Origin of the sequence: Enterobacter huaxiensis (genome assembly GCF_003594935.2) — a bacterium.
Lineage (GTDB): Bacteria > Pseudomonadota > Gammaproteobacteria > Enterobacterales > Enterobacteriaceae > Enterobacter > Enterobacter huaxiensis.
Window position 1 is genome coordinate 2,159,549 of record NZ_CP043342.1, and the last position, 16,999, is coordinate 2,176,547.

Here is a 16,999-nt window from a genome sequence, read left to right on the forward strand (position 1 = left end):
AATGCTGGCCGTTTATCTGTTCCGCGCCGCTGCGCGCCCATAGACGAAAAGGGCTGGTCATGACGTCTGTTACTTCTTTCACTTCCCGCGTAAGTACCGATTCTCCCGTTGTTGTCGCGCTCGATTACAATAAGCGCGATGCTGCGCTGGCCTTTGTCGATGGTATCGATCCTCGCGATTGCCGCCTGAAGGTTGGTAAAGAGATGTTCACGCTGTTTGGCCCGCAAATCGTACGCGATCTGCAACAGCGCGGGTTCGACGTTTTCCTGGACCTGAAATTCCACGATATCCCAAACACCACCGCGCATGCCGTTGCGGCAGCAGCAGAGCTGGGCGTGTGGATGGTTAACGTTCATGCTTCGGGTGGGGCGAGAATGATGACGGCCGCGCGAGAAGCGCTTGTGCCCTTTGGCAGCGACGCGCCGTTACTGATTGCGGTGACCGTGCTGACCAGTATGGATGAAAGCGATCTGCGCGACCTCGGCGTGACGTTGTCACCTGCCGAGCACGCCGAGCGGCTGGCGCGTTTAACGCAAAACTGTGGCCTTGACGGAGTTGTCTGCTCTGCGCAGGAAGCCGTGCGCTTTAAAACCGAACTGGGGCACAATTTCAAACTGGTAACCCCGGGGATCCGCCCGGCGGGTAGCGAAGTGGGCGATCAGCGACGTATCATGACGCCGGAGCAGGCGCTGGCTGCGGGCGTTGACTATATGGTTATCGGGCGTCCTGTTACCCAATCTGCACACCCGGCAGACACGCTTAAAGCGATCAATGCTTCACTGAAAAAGGGGGCCTAATGTCCGATTCCAATAGCCGTCTGGTCTATTCCACTGATAGCGGGCGCATTGACGAACCGAAAGAAAAAGTAGAACGTCCGAAGGGGGACGGCATTGTACGTATTCAACGCCAAACCAGCGGGCGAAAGGGAAAGGGTGTCTGCCTGATTTCCGGGATTGATCTCGAAGATACAGAGCTGGCGAAGCTGGCGGCTGAGCTGAAAAAGAAATGTGGCTGCGGTGGGGCCGTAAAAGACGGCATTATCGAGATTCAGGGCGATAAACGAGATTTAATTAAATCCCTGCTCGAAGCCAGAGGCTTGAAAGTAAAACTGGCGGGCGGTTAAAATAAATAAGCCACGGCAAATGCCGTGGCTCTTTTTTTATACGTGCGAAGTCAGACCTGAAATTCGAACAATATATTGTCAGACCAATGAAGGCTTATCGCGTAATTATTTGCCAACCTGGTGACCGATAATACCGCCGACAGCAGCACCACCCAGTGTACCCAGCGTACTACCATCCGTTAATACAGCACCACCAAGAGCACCAGCACCGGCACCAATAGCGGTGTTGCGGTCACGTTTTGACCAGTTAGAGCAAGCGCTCAGGGACATTGCTACAGTGATTGCCAGAACAGCGGCGGCTAATTTTTTGCTGGTTAAGGTCATAATACTTTCTCCTGAATTATCGATTCATGGAAAGAGGTACGCTTTAAGTATAGACAATATGCATACTTAAATTCTAAATTCCATGAAAGCTGGTCGCGCAGGTGTTACGTAATCACGCAGGTGATAGTCACTTCCTGTTATATCGCTAACATTAATTTTACGTCTTTAATGCAGGTTATACAGGTAAAAACTCTTAAATAAAGGTTCAGAATCATCTCAGAGAAGGGGGTATATGCGCCCTCAATCGGGCGCGACCAGGTCATCAGGCGGAATTTTTAACGATATCTACGGCCAGGCCATCCCGCTCCAGCTGTTGGCGGTGTTCTTCGCTCAGGCGCTCATCGGTAATCACCCGGCTAAAGCGGCTGGCTGGGCCCATTGTGTAAGGGTGTACGGCACCAAATTTTGAACTGTCGGTGAGGACAATCGCCTCACACTCTTTTTCCAGCACGGCATTGACCACATCAGAGCGCATCATATCCCGGCCGGTGAAGCCGGTGTCAGCCTGCCAGCCATCAATACCAATGAACGCCTTGCTGAAATGAACCTGCTGCACGTACTGACGCGTGAGCGGCCCCACCATGCTTTCGCTTTTCTTTTGATAGATTCCGCCGAGCAGGATCACCTCACAGGGTGTTTCCTTGAGCAGATGCGCAATGTAGCTGCTGACGGTGATAATCGTAATATCTTTCTGTTCAGCGAGCGTGCGCGCAAGAAGCGCATTGCTGCTGCCATTTTCAATAAAGACCGTTTCACCGTTATTTACCAGGGTTGCAGCAAACTCTGCCAGCTCCCGCTTTAGCGCATAATTGTTCATCATGCGAGTTTCGACGTCTTCACTGTCCAGCGGGACGGCATACCCGTGCGCGCGGCGCAGGTAGCTCTGCTTTTCCAGAAGATTAAGATCCTGGCGGATGGTGACTTCTGAGACGCCGGTTGTTTTAGCGAGATCGACCACGCTCACGCGACCCTGATCGATCACCATCTGCAAAATGATTTGTTGTCGGGAATTCATAGCATCCATTTATTAAAACGAGAGCGGAAACAAGGGAGTTACACTTCCCACGGCGCTTTAGGCTGTACGGTTTCGGGTGCGGATTCGCTGCCATTCTGAGCCAGTAATTCTGATTTCAGTATCTCAAGATTGCGAATAGCAGAGTGATAATCTCCCGCGACGAGGATATCCAGCACGGTATCAATACGTTGTGCCACGGTTTGTGCATCAATAGTCGACATAATCTCACCCCAGGAGCGAAAAGTTAATATTTTCAATGATGCAGAAAATAGATTCAAAAGAGAAGGGAAAAAGTTCAATAACCAAATTACGTAAATGTAAGGGATAAATTTAGCGACTCCTGTGCAGGGGCCTGAATGCGTGGATTAGTCTAAAAATGCGCGCAAGGCGCTTTTTTATATGAGGAATCCGACTATGACAGTTATCAATCAGGCTACCTGTACGCTGTTTACCGATGATGAACGTTTCACTCAGCTAGCGGCTTATTATGAAGAGGAACGACATACCGTGTGGATGATGCTGCGTGCGCAGCCGCGGCCCTGCTTTAACCATGCATTGATTGAAGAGATCATGAATCTCTCCTGGCTGGTACGCCAGTCCGGCTTTGTTGTCGATTTTTGGGTGACCGGCTCGCTGGTGCCCGACATGTACAATGCAGGCGGCGATCTGCAATTCTTTGTGGAGTGTATTCAGCATGGACGGCGCGAGGCGTTACGCGCCTATGCTCGTGCCTGCGTAGATTGCGTGCACGCCGCATCACGGGGGTTTGATACCGGCGCTATCTCACTGGCCATGGTGGAAGGGAGCGCTCTCGGCGGCGGTTTTGAAGCTGCTCTGGCGCACCATTTCGTACTGGCCCAGCGCGACGCCCGGTTGGGCTTTCCTGAAATCGCCTTTAACCTGTTCCCCGGAATGGGGGGCTATTCTCTGGTAGCACGCCGTTCAGGCATGAAACTGGCCGAGGAGCTTATTTACAAAGGGGAGTCGCACACCGCGGAGTGGTACGAACAGCACGGGCTGGTCGATGTATTATTCGAACCGGGGCAGAGCTATATGTCGGTGCGGACCTTCATTGATACCTTACAGCCGAAGATAAACGGTGTCAGAGCCATGTTGCGTGCACGTCGGCGAGTTTTGGAACTTCCCCGCAGCGAGTTAATGGATATCACTGAAGACTGGGTCGACGCTGCGTTTTGCCTCGAACCTAAAGATATTGCTTATATGGAGCGCCTGGTGACGCTGCAGAACCGCCATCACGCGGCGGGGTTACGCAAAGCCAGCTAACGCATATTTCTGGCTTGATAGCGCTTTATCCAGCGCTCGAACGCGGCAGCGGGCATGGGCTTAGCAAACAGAAAACCCTGCCGCTCGTTGACGCCATTCTTGGTCAGAAAGGCGTCCTCTTTAGCGCTCTCAACGCCTTCCGCAATCACCTGCAAATTCAGCGCCTGCGCTACGGCGACAATCGCACGAACCAGAGACTGCGAGATAGACTGCTTGTGGATATCCCGGACAAAAGACTGATCGAGCTTGATGGCGTCGATAGGAAAGCGGGCCAGTTGCGACAGGGACGAATACCCGGTGCCAAAATCATCAAGGTGGATTTGCGCGCCAAGGCGGCTGAACTGCTGGATCACAGAGAGCGCCAGTTCCTCGTTTTCAATGAGACAGCTTTCCGTTAATTCAACATCGATAGGGCAGTATTCAAAATTCAGGTCTTTTAGCGCCTGCTTAAGGTCGCTAAAAATTGTCTGGTCGGCCAGCTGCCGGGCTGAGACGTTAACCGCCACGCGAAGGTTGATGCCTTTGTCGCGCCATTTAGCCACCTGACGGACCACATCCAGCATCACCCAGCGCCCAAGCGGCACGATCAGGCCCGACTCTTCTGCGTAGGAGATAAATTCCAGGGGAGGGATCAGGCCACGCTCGGGAGATTGCCAGCGCACCAGCGCTTCAAGACTCCTCACCTCGCCGCGCCAGGTTATTTTCGGCTGGTAGTGGATTAAAAGCTGATCCTTATCCAGGGCTTTGCGCAGGTTGGTATCCAGCCAAAGGTATTCAAACACCCGCTGGTTCATCTCCGGTGAGAAGACGCAAAATTTCCCGCGTCCGTTCTCTTTCGCCGTATACATGGCGGTATCGGCATTTCGAATCACGCTCTCGCGATCGTTACCATGATGCGGCGCGAGGGCGATCCCCAACGAGCAGCCGGTGTATATCTCAATCAAACCAATACGGAACGGTTGACGCAAGCGGGTCAGAATACGTGACGCCATGGCCTCCAGCGATCCCTGTGAGGTATCGGTAGCCATAACGATAAACTCATCTCCGCCCAGGCGGGCCAGCGTCTGTCCTTCATCAAGACAGCTTAAAATAGCCAGGGCGACGGCCTGGAGCAGCTGATCCCCGAACATATGTCCGTAGGCATCGTTCACCTTTTTGAAATTGTCCAGGTCGAGATAAACCACCCCTACCTGTGTTTCACCCCTGGCATTGATCGCATCGGAAATCAGTTCGTGGATCGCGTTTCGGTTTGGCAGCCCGGTAATGGTGTCGGTATTCGCCAGCACGCGCAGACGCTCCTGAGCGCGGCGCTCTTCAGTGATATCAGTGCCTGAACAGATAAGGAAAATTTCATTTTTGCCGCTGCCGCTGTGCACAAACTTGTTTCTGAACAGAAACAAGCGTTGTCCTTTTCGCGTCTTGATCCAGCGTTCGACTTCGTAAGAGCTGCCGTTGCGAAAAAATCCGGTAATGTTGCGTTTGGATGCTGCCGCTTCGCTGCGGCTCATAAATAGCTTGAAGACGTTTTGCCCGATAACTTCCTGCTCTTTTAGCCCGGTATACTCTTCACTCAGCCGGTTGAAACGCTGGATATTGCCGTGCTGGTCGAGGATGACGATAACGGAATTGGCCTCTGAGACGACCTGCTCAGCAAAGGAGAGACCTTGCGCCAGATCGCGGGCAACGGAAGGGGTATCGTTCCACGCAGAGGCCGTGCCTGCCCACTCTTTTTTATTAATTTTGCGCCCGACCAGATGAACGGGTACATCAACGCCGTACAGGGACAGGGTCATTGAGATGCTGGAAGTAATGACGGTTAGCTGGCGAACGAGATCGGCCTGCTCATCGTCTAATGCCACAACCTGGATAACGTCCGTGCTCTCGCTGGCAGCGAGATGCAATGCGTTGCTGTCTGCCGTTAACCGCCACCATGGACTGTGCGTGCCCATGTAACGAAACAGCAAATTCGGTTCCAGATCGTCCATCATGCCTTCTCCCGCGGCTGCCTGTTAGCGCAAAAACTATTCATCAGCAGTCGACTTTTCCGTAGTGAAATAGCGGTACAACCGGAGTGAACGTATTGTTTTTCAGAGATTTTTTATCATAAAGCGAGTCGCGCTAAAAAGCATACCTGGCGTATAAAAATTCACGTAACCGAATATGACGGCTCACATTTACTGTAGATAATTCTGGCGGGTTTTGGCGGCTAAAGGCTGAAATTAATCAGAAAAAATGATGATTTTGTGGCGTGGATAAAAGAAGGAACTGTCGGCCTTTCCTTAAATGAAATGGCCGACAATTTAGCGCCTTATCAGGCGACAGGGCGCGCGATAATGCTGCGGGTTTCCATGCGAACCTCGGCGATGTTCACATCAATCACATCCGTGACTTTGTAAACCGTTTCACCTTTGATTTGCACCGTACCCGTTTCCTGGCTACAGACCAGTTCATCGCGAACGGCGTGCAGGAATGGCGCTGGAATAAAGGCTACAGCACCGTTGTCCACCAGGCGCACGCGCATACCGCCACGGCTGATGTCGATGATTTCAGCCGGGAAGCGGGTGTCCGTTCCTGCCTTGTCATTGAGGAAGCGCGCGTACAGCCAGTCACCGACATCGCGCTCGGCCATGCGGTTCAGGCGACGACGCTCTGCCATCTGCAGCGTGGTATCGTCCTGAGGACGCGCAGCGGATTCCCCTTTAACGATCGCTTTCAGCAGACGGTGGTTGACCATGTCGCCGTATTTACGAATCGGAGAGGTCCAGGTTGCGTAGGCTTCCAGGCCCAGGCCGAAGTGCGGGCCTGGCTCAGTGCTGATTTCAGCAAAGGACTGGAACCGGCGAATGCGGCTGTCGAGGAAACCGGAGGGTTGTGCATCCAGTTCGCGACGAAGTTTGCAGAAGCCCGGCAGCGTCAGTACCTCTTCAGGATCGACGTGTACGTCATGCGTTTTCAACAGGGCGGCCAGCGCTTCGGTGTTCGCCGGGTCAAACCCGGTGTGCACGTTATAGATGCCGAAACCTAATTTGTCGCGCAATACCCGTGCGGCACAAATGTTGGCGGAAATCATGGCTTCCTCAACGATGCGGTTAGCGATGCGACGCGGTTCAGCCACGATGTTCAGCACTTCGCCTTTTTCGCCTAACACGAAGCGGTAGTCCGGACGATCTTTAAAGACCAGCGCATGGGTTTTTCGCCACTCGCTGCGATTCAGGCACACGCGGTGCAGCAGTCGAATCTGGGCGGCAATAGCGTCAGACTGCGGTTTCCAGCTGCCGGTATTCTCCAGCCAGTCGGAAACGTCGTCGTAGGCCAGCTTGGCCTTGGATTCGATGGTCGCAGCGAAGAATTCAATCTCGTCTTCAATCGTACCGTCGGCTGCGATTGTCATGCGACAGGCAAGCACCGGACGCAGTTCATTCGGACGCAGTGAACAGAGGTCGTCTGAGAGTTCGCGCGGCAGCATCGGGATGTTGAAGCCCGGCAGGTAGTTGGTGAACGAACGCACTTTAGCCATATCGTCCAGCTTGCTGCCTTCCGCAATCCACGCGGTTGGGTCAGCAATGGCAACGGTCAGCAGCAGTTTGCCGTCTGTAGCCTCTTCAACATACAGCGCATCATCCATATCTTCGGTGCTGGCGCTATCGATGGTGACAAAGTCCAGCGCCGTCAGATCGCGACGCGCAAGGCCTTCGTCCAGCATTTCTGTTGCAACGCCGTTGGGAGCCTCTTTCTCAAGATTGTGGCGCGCCAGCGTTACCCACCACGGCACGAAATGATCGTCGCCAAAGGTGATGAACTGAGTCAGTTCAGCATAGAAACCGCGATCGCCTTTCAGGGGGTGACGGCGCATTTCAGCTACGGCCCAGTCACCCTCTTTAAATTCATGCTCAACGCCACGATCTGCACGGCACTGAATCGCATCTTTCAGCAGGGGATGGTCCGGAACGATAGAAAGACGGTCGTCTTTTTTATGTACCTTACCCACGAAGCGAGTCAGGAACGGCTCGATAAGTGCTTCCGGCTCGGCGGATTCGCGTTCCTTTTCGGTATGAATGACGGCCGTAATACGATCGCCATGCATGACTTTTTTCATCTGCGGAGGCGGGATGAAATAGCTTTTCTGCCCGTCAACTTCAAGGAAGCCAAAGCCCTTTTCCGTGGCTTTTACGACCCCTTCTGCACGCGGCGTCTGGGAATGCAGTTGCTGTTTAAGCTGCGCTAGCAGCGGGTTGTCCTGAAACATAATGTTCTATTTTCGTAGCCATTGAGCGGCTGACAGTTTTACGCGATTCTCACTGCTACAGCAAGCGCTCATTGGGTAATGTGTAAGGTTATTCTTCACTTCCAAGCCCCACCTGGAGACGATTGACCCAGCCGCAAAATGCGCTTTGGGTAAGAAGGGTGATAGCGCTGACTTCAGCGATCCCGGCATCCGTCAGCGGGGTGAACTGTGCAGCGCTAAAGCGGTCCGGCGAGTGCGTCAGTAGCGCAATTGCCGCCGAGAGCGCTGGCAGCGTCGACGGCTCGCCGCCACGCGTGTTTATCAGGATCTCACCGGTCAGGTTGAGCAACATCGGTTCATGGCAAAGCGCTGGCGTTAGCGCCTGAAGCTCAGGCTCTGCCTGCCAGCGAGCAAGCGACTCAAGCTGCTGTGCGCTGGCGTAACGCAGTTCAACAACGGGCACCACAGGTTTCCAGGCGCTGAACGTGAGTGGAAGGGTATGAGGCTGAATATGGTGCCCCGGCAACCAGCGCACAGGATGCCCCAGCAGCGCCTGAAAAACGGCCACCACGCGTGCCTGAAAACCGATAAAGCCGATTATCTGGTTAATCAGCACAATGTCGTAGGTTGTCAGGCCCACTTCATCGAGCTGATTTTGTGCTTTAACGTCGATAACGTCCGGGGAACTTGAAAGCTGGCGGGCGTACTGTGTGATTTCTGCCAGACGGCGGTTACTTTCGCGGGAAGAGTCGGGGCCGGGAAGCGGAGCAAGCAGGGCGGCGTAGTGATTACAAAGCCTCTGCACGCCGCACGCCTGCGCAACCGTCAGCGCCGTGCTTAGTCGGTCATATGCGCTGAGCGTATGCAGCCGATTAACGGGAGTATCAAGCGGGAACAGCAGATGGCATAAGGCTCTTGCCGGAGCGAGCCAGCCATCACAGGCGGCGACAATCTTTTCTGAAAGGGCTAAATCGAGCAAAAAACGATCGTCGACGTTAGCGGCTTCGGGCACCAGAGGCAGAACATCCGTCTGCGAGTGATTCGACTGGGTCTCATGATACCAGTGGCCTTTGCCGGAAAAGCGGCGTTGTTCCATGGGCGTTCCTTGATCTCAAAATGGCGATCAATATCCTGGCGTAAGGCGGATGAGGGGAAAAATATTGTTAGGTGATAACAAATAGCAGAACGGAATAACGGGGGAAAAGCGAGGGGGAGAGAAACTCTCTTCCCGAATGGGAAGAGAGTGACAGGCTTACTTAATTTCCAGCTCGTTCATTGCGGCGATGTTGAAGCCGCCGTCAACGTGAACCACTTCACCTGAGATACCGGCGGAAAGGTCAGAGCACAGGAATGCAGCAGAGTTACCCACGTCTTCAATGGTAACGGTACGGCGAATCGGCGTAACTGCTTCGCAGTGTGCCAGCATTTTACGGAAATCTTTAATACCGGAAGCCGCAAGGGTACGGATTGGGCCCGCGGAGATACCGTTAACACGCACGCCTTCTGGGCCCATTGCGTTCGCCATATAGCGCACGTTTGCTTCCAGAGAGGCTTTCGCCAGGCCCATAACGTTATAGTTAGGGATAGCACGCTCTGCGCCCAGGTAGGAGAGGGTCAGCAGGGCAGAGCCCGGGTTCAGCATGGTACGGCAAGATTTAGCCATCGCCACGAAGCTGTAAGAGCTGATGTCGTGCGCGATTTTGAAGCCTTCACGGGTAACCGCGTTCACGTAGTCACCGTCCAGCTGGTCGCCAGGCGCGAAGCCGATGGAGTGAACGAAACCGTCGAATTTCTCCCACGTTTTCGCCAGTTCAGCGAACATGCCATCGATGCTTTCGTCTTGAGCAACGTCACATTCCAGAACAATGCTGGAACCCAGCTGCGCGGCAAACTCTTCAACACGGCCTTTCAGCTTGTCGTTCTGGTAGGTGAATGCCAGCTCAGCGCCTTCGCGATGCATTGCCTGTGCGATGCCGTATGCGATGGACAGTTTGCTGGCAACGCCGGTCACCAGAATGCGCTTACCGGAAAGAAAACCCATAGCTTTAATCCTTATATTCATTGCTTGTTTTTTGCCTTGTAAATCATAGCATTACAGGCAGCATTTCAAAGTCATTCGAAATTAGCTCGAAATTATAGCCCACTCACTGCCCCTTGTGTCACGATTTTTCTCGCCCATCTCCGAGACTAATGTTCCGGAAGCTATTGAACGAACTTGCGATCGCGCTGCCTCGCAAGCGCTTGTGCGCCCGCTCGGCGCGACGCAAGGAAGGGGCGGGCCAGTTAAGCAGGCCAGTATGGCAGCATTGTCATCCAGTATATCACCGTGCACGATGTTCACCTCATCCAACCAGAGCGACGGCAAAATCGCGACTCTTAGTCCGAAGGGACAGGGGTAATGAAGGTCAAGCTAACTACGGAAAACCGTTGCCAGCTTATGGGCATCAGATAAGTTATTGACTATATCCGTATAAATTCAGTCTTCCGGACAGATATTCTCCGAGATAGACCTCGCTGATTTTCTTAAACCCTTGCTCAGCGACTTTTAACTCCAGCCACTCTGCATCTTTATTGATAATCTCGAGTACGTCGAAATTTGCTAAGCCATCCACAATGATGGGATAGCGAATATTCTCATCGCCGATTTCAATGATGGTAAGTTGCCCATTTTGTTCAAGAATCACGCGTTTGAGTTTTTCAACCTCGTAAACCCCATTGGCTCTGAGCTTAAACATGAGATCGTTAGCAGATATTCCATTTCTTAAGCACTCCTGGACATCAACGCTCCCATTATAAATTAATGTAATAGGTTTGCCGTCAACAATACGTTTCACAAGATGATTATGTTCTTTAGAGAACTTAAGCATAAAAACAAGCAACGTCCATATGATTAAAACCAGTACGAACTGTAATACTGTGATGGACTCGTTATAGATTACCCCGCCTATAATACCGCCAAGGACATAGTTTTGGACCTGATCCATTGCGGATGTTGGCGATAAATTACCTTTGCCCATTAAATTAATTTGAATGATGAGACACAGGATCCCGAGTCCAAGTTTGATTATTATGGGAGTATAAATTGGCATTATCTGTCCTTGCTTTTAAGAATGGTGATTGTTGGGTTTATTAAACCAATCTCTTGTAAGCTATAGCTATTTTGATCTGCGCTCAGGTTTACGCGGAAGAACTGCTCGTTGATTTTGACGATGATCCCATCTGTAAATTGTACGGAATTAGAGTAAATGCTGTTGATACTCACGTTTTTTTGTCGGGATAATAAATTAACAAAATTAACCATCTGGGAAGATTGCGAATGGGCGCTCTCACTGTTGGTGTATTCAGAGTATTGAACTCCCGAAATGAAAAGTAAAAACAGGAAGGCAATGATTGTCAAATCCCTGTATTTTGTTTGAAGTCTGTGCCGCATATAGAGGCTAAAAACGACAATCGTGATGAAGAGGGTGCTGAATATAACAATATACTTCAGATAGTCATTCAAATTTGACTGGGCCTGAAGATAATCTATGCCATAAAAATTCATCTTTACCACCTTGGCTAAAAATCCTTTGTCTTACCAGATAACAGAGTAACTTACCGCCACTGTCCTGGCACATCGATTTCACAGCGGATCCGGTAACAGACTGGGCGGCGAACAACTATCAGTACCGACGTTGAAACGTGTCGATAATTTCACCTGCAGCGCCCTGGGCAAGGCCGGCCATTCTGTGGAACCGAGGTTATCGATCTTTTCTCCAGGCGTCAGCGGTCAGTGCTTCACCAAAATGCCCTGCGATAAGCCGTTTTGTCAGATCATGCAGGGGGGAAGCCAGCACGTCAGCCGTGCTGCCGCGCTCGACTACTTCGCCCTGATGCATGACAAGCACCTGATCGCTGATGTGTTTCATCATGCCCAGATGCTGGGTAACGTAAATATAAGCAATACCCTGTTTTTCCTGTAGTTCCAGCATCAGGTTAATTAACTGCGAACGCATCGACATATCCAGCGAGGCCAGCGCTTCGTCGGCGATAATCACCTTCGGGCGCAGGATAAGCGCGCGGGCCAGCCCCAGACGCTGCTTTTGCCCCGGCGCCAGCATGTGCGGGTAATAGCTCACATGGTCAGGCAGCAGGCCCACCAGACGCAGGGTCTCAACAATGCGTTTGCGTCGGGCTTCTGGCTCCAGGTCGGTATTCAACCGCAGCGGGAAATCCAGAATCTGCGAAATGCGCTGACGTGGATTAAGGGAGGTTGACGGATCCTGAAAGATCATGCGGATGCGCTGGCTTCGAAAGGAGTAGTCCCCAAACGCCAAGGGGTGATCGTCTATCAGCACTTCGCCACCGGTGGGCTCAACCATGCCCGCCAGCATTTTTGCCAGCGTGGATTTACCCGAGCCGTTTTCGCCGATGATCGCCAGCGTCTGTTTTTCCCGAAGGGTAAAACTCAGGGGTTTGACCGCCTCAACGTTTTGGCGGTGAAAAAGCCCCGTACGGTAGCGAAAGGTCTTACTCAGGTTACGCACTTCAAGCAAGGTTTCGACCATTTCACTCTCTCTCCATGTTCAGCGGGAAATGACAGGCAAAAAGATGGTTTTTAGCCCCTGTCAGCCGCGGCGTCTCGATGCATTTACGCTGTGCATACGGGCAACGAGGCCCCAGACGGCAGCCAATGGGCAACGACTCCAGAAGCGGAATTGCGCCCGGCAGGGTATTCAAACGGCTTTTGTGCGGCATCGCGCTGCCAAAGTCCGGGATCGCGCGGATAAGCGCCTGGGTATAGGGATGGTGCGGTGTATTGACCAGCTCTTCACTGACGGCGGTTTCGACCGTTTGTCCGCAGTACATCACGTCAATTTTATCCGCCCATTTGCTCAGCATCTGCAGGTCATGACTGATCAGCAAAATGGTGGTGTTGTTGTTCTGGTTCAGACGCGTCAGCAGGCGGAAAATCTGCGCCTGTGTAGTCGGTTCCATGGCATTTGTGGGTTCATCAGCAATCAGCAGGCGCGGCTGGTTCGCGAGGGCGATGGCGATCATCACTTTCTGACACTCGCCGTCGGTCAGTTCGTAAGGGAAGCTTCGCATCGCATCCTTATGATCCTTGATCCCGACGCGGTGCAGAAGCTCAATGGCGCGGCGCTTGCGCCAGCCTAAACGCTGCCACCAGCGGCCCTTGTAGGTCCAGCCTGGGATGTTTTGCATCAGCTGTTTGCCCACGCGCTCGGACGGATCGAGACAGGACTGCGGCTCCTGGAAAATCATCGAGACGTTATGGCCCACCAGCTTGCGTCGCTCGCGCGGGGAGAGGCGCTGCAGGTCGATATCATCGAAGCGCATCCGGTCGGCCGTGACGCGCCAGTTGTCTTTGGCCACGCCGCAGATGGCTTTGGCAATCAGGCTTTTGCCCGAGCCGGATTCTCCCACCAGCCCGCGGATCTCACCTTCCGCAAGCGTAATGCTGATGCGGTCCACGGCTTTGACCCAGCCTTCACCGGTCTTAAACTCGATCGTGAGGTTGCGAATATCAAGTAACGGCATTATTCAACCCCCGCATTGATGGCACGGCGAATACCGTCGCCGAGCAGGTTGACGAGCAGAACGCTAACCATTATGGCGGCCCCCGGCAGCATCACTGTCCAGGGCGCGACGTAAATCAGCTCCAGCGCATCGCCGAGCATGGCGCCCCATTCAGGAGAGGGGAGCTGTGCGCCAAGGTCGAGGAACCCGAGCGCAGCGATGTCCAGAATCGCCATCGACAGCGCCCGCGTAATCTCCGTCACCAGCCCCGCGGCAATATTTGGCAGCACGGCAAACCATAAAATGTTCATTGTGGTAGCGCCGTCCAGACGGGCCGCGACCACATACTCTTTTTCCAGCTCGTCATGCACCAGGCTGTAAACCGAGCGCACCATGCGCGGCAAAATCGCCAGCCAGACGGCGAACATCGCGTGCGACAGGTGAGGTCCGGCAAAGGCCACCACGATAATAGCCAGCAGCAATGACGGAATAGAGAGCAGGGTATCCAGAATATGGTTAAGCACAGCCGACCGCAGGCCGTGGGTCGACCCGGCAAAAATACCGAGCGCCAGGCCAAAGACGGTTGCCGCCAGCGTCACCACAAACGCTCCGCCCACCGTAGGCGCAGCGCCGCTCAGCAGGCGGCTTAAGACGTCGCGGCCAAGGTCGTCGGTGCCGAGGAAGAAGGATACCTCGCCGTAGCGCGACCACGACGGCGGCAGCAGCTGATACCCGAGAAACTGCTGGTCGATACCATAGGGCGCAAACCATGAGCCAAAAACGCACAGCAAGGCCAGGCCGGCACAGCCGTAAAGGCCGATCATTGCCGTGGTGTCACCATAGAATTTACGCCACACGGTACGTAGCGCACCGGGCGTGCGCTTTTCACTGTAAACGTTATCGTAAGGCATACCATTCCTTATGCTTCAACGGGTTGGCCATGGCACCCAAAATATCGGAAAGCACGTTAACAATGATCACCAGGGAGCCAATCACCATGACCCCGGCGGAGATCGCGGCGTAATCCTGCTGACGAATGGCGTTAATCAGCCAGCGGCCTAAACCCGGCCAGCTAAAGACCATCTCGGTGATCATCGCCAGCGTTAACATGGTCGAAAACTGCAGCCCGAGACGCGGGATCACCGGCGGCAGCGCATTATGCAGCACGTGGCGGCGTAAAATAGTCAGACGCGATAGCCCGCGGGTGGCAGCGGCTTTTACGTAGTTCTGGTCAAACACCTCAATGGTGCTGATTCGCATCAGGCGGATCACCTCCGTGGTCGGCGCCACGGCCAGCGTCAGAACCGGTAAGACCATATGGCGCAGGGCGCTGACGATCATCTCATGGCGCCAGACGGAATCGGAGAGCCAGGCGTCGATGATAGCGAATCCGCTCACCGTTTTGACCGCATAGAGAAGATCGAAGCGGCCGGAAACCGGCAGCCAGCCGAGCGTCAGCGAGAAGAACAGGGTGAGCAACAGCGCCAGCCAGAATACCGGAATCGAGAAGCCCAGCAGGGCGAGGGCGCTGATGAATTTGTCCTGCCATTTGTTGCGGTAAATTCCTGCCAGCATACCGACCGGGATCCCGACCATCAGGGCAAAGCCAAAGGCCAGAATGCACAGCTCCATCGTCGCCGGAAACACCTCTTTGAGCTGCTCGGAAATCAGCTGTCCGTTAATGCTGGATACGCCAAAATCCCAGTGCAGCAGACCGTTAAACCAGAACAGCCATGCATCCCACAGAGACGACCCCTGCAGCGGGGCGTGCGGGGTAAAGTAGCTCAGGCTAAAGCCGACAAAGGTCAGAAAGAACAGCGTGACCAGCAGCAGCAGCAAGCGACGTAGGGTAAATATGATCATGGCTTCTTCACCTCTTGTGCTTTCTCGCGCGTGACGCCCGCGAAGGAGGCATTACCAAACGGGCTTAGCACCAGCCCTTTAATATCGTATCGGTAGGCCTGCAGACGCAGGGAAGAGGCGAGAGGCAGCACAGGGAGCTCCCGTGCCAGAATATTTTGCGCTTCGTCATAGGCTTCAATTCGCGAAGCAAGCTGCTGTGACGCCAGCGCTTTTTGCAGCACGGCATCAAACTCTTTATTGCACCAGTGGGCGTAGTTGGTTTGCGAATTGATCGCCGCGCAGCTCAGCAGAGGGCGGAAGAAGCTGTCCGGGTCATTACTGTCGGTGGACCAGCCCGCGAGCGTCAGATCGTGATTCATGTCCATCAGGCGAGCTTCCTGGAAACGGCCTTCGACGGGGACGATGATCACCTTGACGCCCACCTGAGCCATATCCGCCTGCAGCAGCTCTGCGGTTTTGAGCGGGCTTGGGTTCCACGCCTGAGAGCTGGTGGGGACCCACAGCTGCAGCGTCAGGTTTTCAGCGCCCAGCGCTTTTAGCTGCTCACGCGCTTTCGCCGGATTGTACTCCGTTATTTTAGCTTCGCCGTCGTAGGCCCAGGAAGCCCTCGGTAAAATGGAGGCCGCCGTTTCAGCGGTACCGTAGTAGATCGACTGCATCAGGCGCTGGTTATTAATCGCCAGGGCCAGCGCATGGCGAACGGCCGGATTATTCAGCGGCGGTTTATCGGTGTTAAACGCCAGATAGGCAATGTTCATTCCTGGACGCAGCGTCAGGCGAAGACGCGGATCGTCACGCAGAATGGTCAACTGGCTGGCGGCAGGCCAGGCGAGCACGTCGCACTCGCCGGTCAATAGCTTCGACAGGCGGCCGGTGCCGCCAGAGCCTAAATCGACCACCACCTGAGGCATCAGCGGCTTCCCGCGCCAGAAGTGTTCGTGGCGTTGCAGACGAATGTATTGCCCGGAACGGTACTCCGCCATCTGGAACGGCCCCGTGCCAACAGGCTGTCGGTCGAGCTGCTCCTGACGGTCTTTTTTGGTGAGCTGCGCCGCGTATTCCGCAGACATAACGGACGCATAGTGCGTTGCCAGGTGCCACAGGAAAGAGGCATCCGGGCGCTTCAGATTGAACTCAACCGTGCGGTTATCCAGCTTACGCACGCTTTTCACGGTGTCGGCAAACTGAAGGCTGTCGAAATAAGGGAAGCTGCCGCCGTTGACGTTGTGCCAGGGATGGTTACGGTTAAATATCCGCTGGAAGGTGAAGACCACGTCATCCGCGTTGAGCTTACGCGTAGGGGTAAACCACGGGGTGTGCTGGAAGGCGACATCATCGCGAAGGTGGAAACGATAGGTTGCGCCGTTATCCAGAACCTCCCAGCTTTCTGCAAGCTCGGGCACCAGTCGATACGTGTAAGGGTCAACGTCAAGCAGGCGATCGTAAAGCTGCGCGGCGAGCGTATCGACAATCAGGCCGCTGCCCGCTTTTTGCGGGTTAAAGGTATCAACTTGCCCACTGACGCAGTAGACAAAGCCGCTATCGCGAATATCGGGTAGCGCAGCGCGTTCAGGCGCAGCAAAAGCCAGGTTGCTGAACAAACCTAGTGCAAACAGGGACGATAAAACCAGACGCATAATTTTTA

At 53.9% G+C, this 16,999-nt stretch carries 17 protein-coding genes; 3 read left to right on the forward strand and 14 right to left on the reverse strand.

Annotation, left to right across the window (positions count from 1 at the left end):
- Positions 1 to 59: 59 nt before the first annotated feature.
- The gene (gene pyrF, locus D5067_RS10315; protein WP_119937730.1) at positions 60 to 797 is read left to right on the forward strand and encodes an orotidine-5'-phosphate decarboxylase; all 738 of its coding nucleotides are present in this window, start codon (positions 60 to 62) and stop codon (positions 795 to 797) included.
- Entirely contained in the window at positions 797 to 1,123 is a 327-nt protein-coding gene (gene yciH / locus D5067_RS10320) for a stress response translation initiation inhibitor YciH (RefSeq protein ID WP_119937731.1), read from the forward strand. The genes pyrF and yciH overlap by 1 nt, the downstream gene beginning before the upstream one ends.
- Before the next feature lie 105 nt (positions 1,124 to 1,228).
- Here the strand turns inward: yciH and osmB are convergent, their stop codons facing one another.
- The 3 genes from osmB to D5067_RS10335 form a co-directional block, all read right to left on the reverse strand.
- A complete protein-coding gene (gene osmB, locus D5067_RS10325; RefSeq protein WP_008501216.1) occupies positions 1,229 to 1,447 on the reverse strand; it encodes an osmotically-inducible lipoprotein OsmB in 219 nt (72 codons plus the stop codon).
- 262 nt (positions 1,448 to 1,709) lie between these two features.
- Positions 1,710 to 2,462: a DNA-binding transcriptional regulator YciT gene (gene yciT, locus D5067_RS10330; RefSeq protein WP_119937732.1), complete on the reverse strand. Its 753-nt coding sequence runs from the start codon at positions 2,460 to 2,462 to the stop codon at positions 1,710 to 1,712.
- Between the two features lie 38 nt (positions 2,463 to 2,500).
- On the reverse strand, positions 2,501 to 2,683 hold the full coding sequence (locus tag D5067_RS10335; RefSeq protein ID WP_119937733.1) for a YciZ family protein: 183 nt from the start codon (positions 2,681 to 2,683) through the stop codon (positions 2,501 to 2,503).
- Between the two features lie 193 nt (positions 2,684 to 2,876).
- Between D5067_RS10335 and D5067_RS10340 the strand changes: the two genes are divergently transcribed.
- Positions 2,877 to 3,746: a crotonase/enoyl-CoA hydratase family protein gene (locus tag D5067_RS10340; protein ID WP_119937734.1), complete on the forward strand. Its 870-nt coding sequence runs from the start codon at positions 2,877 to 2,879 to the stop codon at positions 3,744 to 3,746.
- On the opposite strand, the gene pdeR is transcribed toward D5067_RS10340, so the two are convergent.
- From pdeR to sapA, 11 genes are all read right to left on the reverse strand, one after another.
- Entirely contained in the window at positions 3,743 to 5,734 is a 1,992-nt protein-coding gene (gene pdeR / locus D5067_RS10345; protein ID WP_119937735.1) for a cyclic di-GMP phosphodiesterase, read from the reverse strand. The two genes, D5067_RS10340 and pdeR, sit on opposite strands and share 4 nt — an antisense overlap.
- Before the next feature lie 323 nt (positions 5,735 to 6,057).
- Positions 6,058 to 7,992 carry an exoribonuclease II gene (locus D5067_RS10350; RefSeq protein ID WP_119937736.1) on the reverse strand — a complete coding sequence of 645 codons (1,935 nt, stop codon included), beginning with the start codon at positions 7,990 to 7,992 and terminating at the stop codon, positions 6,058 to 6,060.
- Positions 7,993 to 8,080: 88 nt separating this feature from the next.
- Positions 8,081 to 9,067 (reverse strand): CMD domain-containing protein, encoded by a 987-nt coding sequence (locus tag D5067_RS10355; RefSeq protein WP_119937737.1) that lies wholly within the window; start codon positions 9,065 to 9,067, stop codon positions 8,081 to 8,083.
- A 156-nt stretch (positions 9,068 to 9,223) separates the two neighbouring features.
- On the reverse strand, positions 9,224 to 10,012 hold the full coding sequence (gene fabI, locus D5067_RS10360) for an enoyl-ACP reductase FabI (RefSeq protein ID WP_119937738.1): 789 nt from the start codon (positions 10,010 to 10,012) through the stop codon (positions 9,224 to 9,226).
- 412 nt (positions 10,013 to 10,424) lie between these two features.
- Positions 10,425 to 11,060, reverse strand: a complete 636-nt coding sequence (locus D5067_RS10365; protein ID WP_119937739.1) for a DUF421 domain-containing protein — start codon at positions 11,058 to 11,060, stop codon at positions 10,425 to 10,427.
- On the reverse strand, positions 11,060 to 11,515 hold the full coding sequence (locus tag D5067_RS10370; protein WP_119937740.1) for a DUF3290 domain-containing protein: 456 nt from the start codon (positions 11,513 to 11,515) through the stop codon (positions 11,060 to 11,062). Before D5067_RS10370 ends, D5067_RS10365 begins: the two co-directional genes overlap by 1 nt.
- A 196-nt stretch (positions 11,516 to 11,711) precedes the next feature.
- On the reverse strand, positions 11,712 to 12,518 hold the full coding sequence (sapF, locus tag D5067_RS10375; RefSeq protein ID WP_119937741.1) for a putrescine export ABC transporter ATP-binding protein SapF: 807 nt from the start codon (positions 12,516 to 12,518) through the stop codon (positions 11,712 to 11,714).
- Between the two features lies 1 nt (position 12,519).
- Complete coding sequence (sapD, locus tag D5067_RS10380; protein ID WP_119937742.1) at positions 12,520 to 13,512, reverse strand: putrescine export ABC transporter ATP-binding protein SapD; 993 nt, start codon at positions 13,510 to 13,512, stop codon at positions 12,520 to 12,522.
- Positions 13,512 to 14,402 (reverse strand): putrescine export ABC transporter permease SapC, encoded by an 891-nt coding sequence (gene sapC, locus D5067_RS10385; protein ID WP_119937743.1) that lies wholly within the window; start codon positions 14,400 to 14,402, stop codon positions 13,512 to 13,514. Before sapC ends, sapD begins: the two co-directional genes overlap by 1 nt.
- Positions 14,389 to 15,354, reverse strand: a complete 966-nt coding sequence (gene sapB / locus D5067_RS10390) for a putrescine export ABC transporter permease SapB (protein WP_119937744.1) — start codon at positions 15,352 to 15,354, stop codon at positions 14,389 to 14,391. The genes sapC and sapB overlap by 14 nt, the downstream gene beginning before the upstream one ends.
- Positions 15,351 to 16,991 (reverse strand): ABC transporter substrate-binding protein SapA, encoded by a 1,641-nt coding sequence (gene sapA, locus D5067_RS10395; protein ID WP_119937745.1) that lies wholly within the window; start codon positions 16,989 to 16,991, stop codon positions 15,351 to 15,353. Before sapA ends, sapB begins: the two co-directional genes overlap by 4 nt.
- Positions 16,992 to 16,999 lie beyond the last annotated feature (8 nt).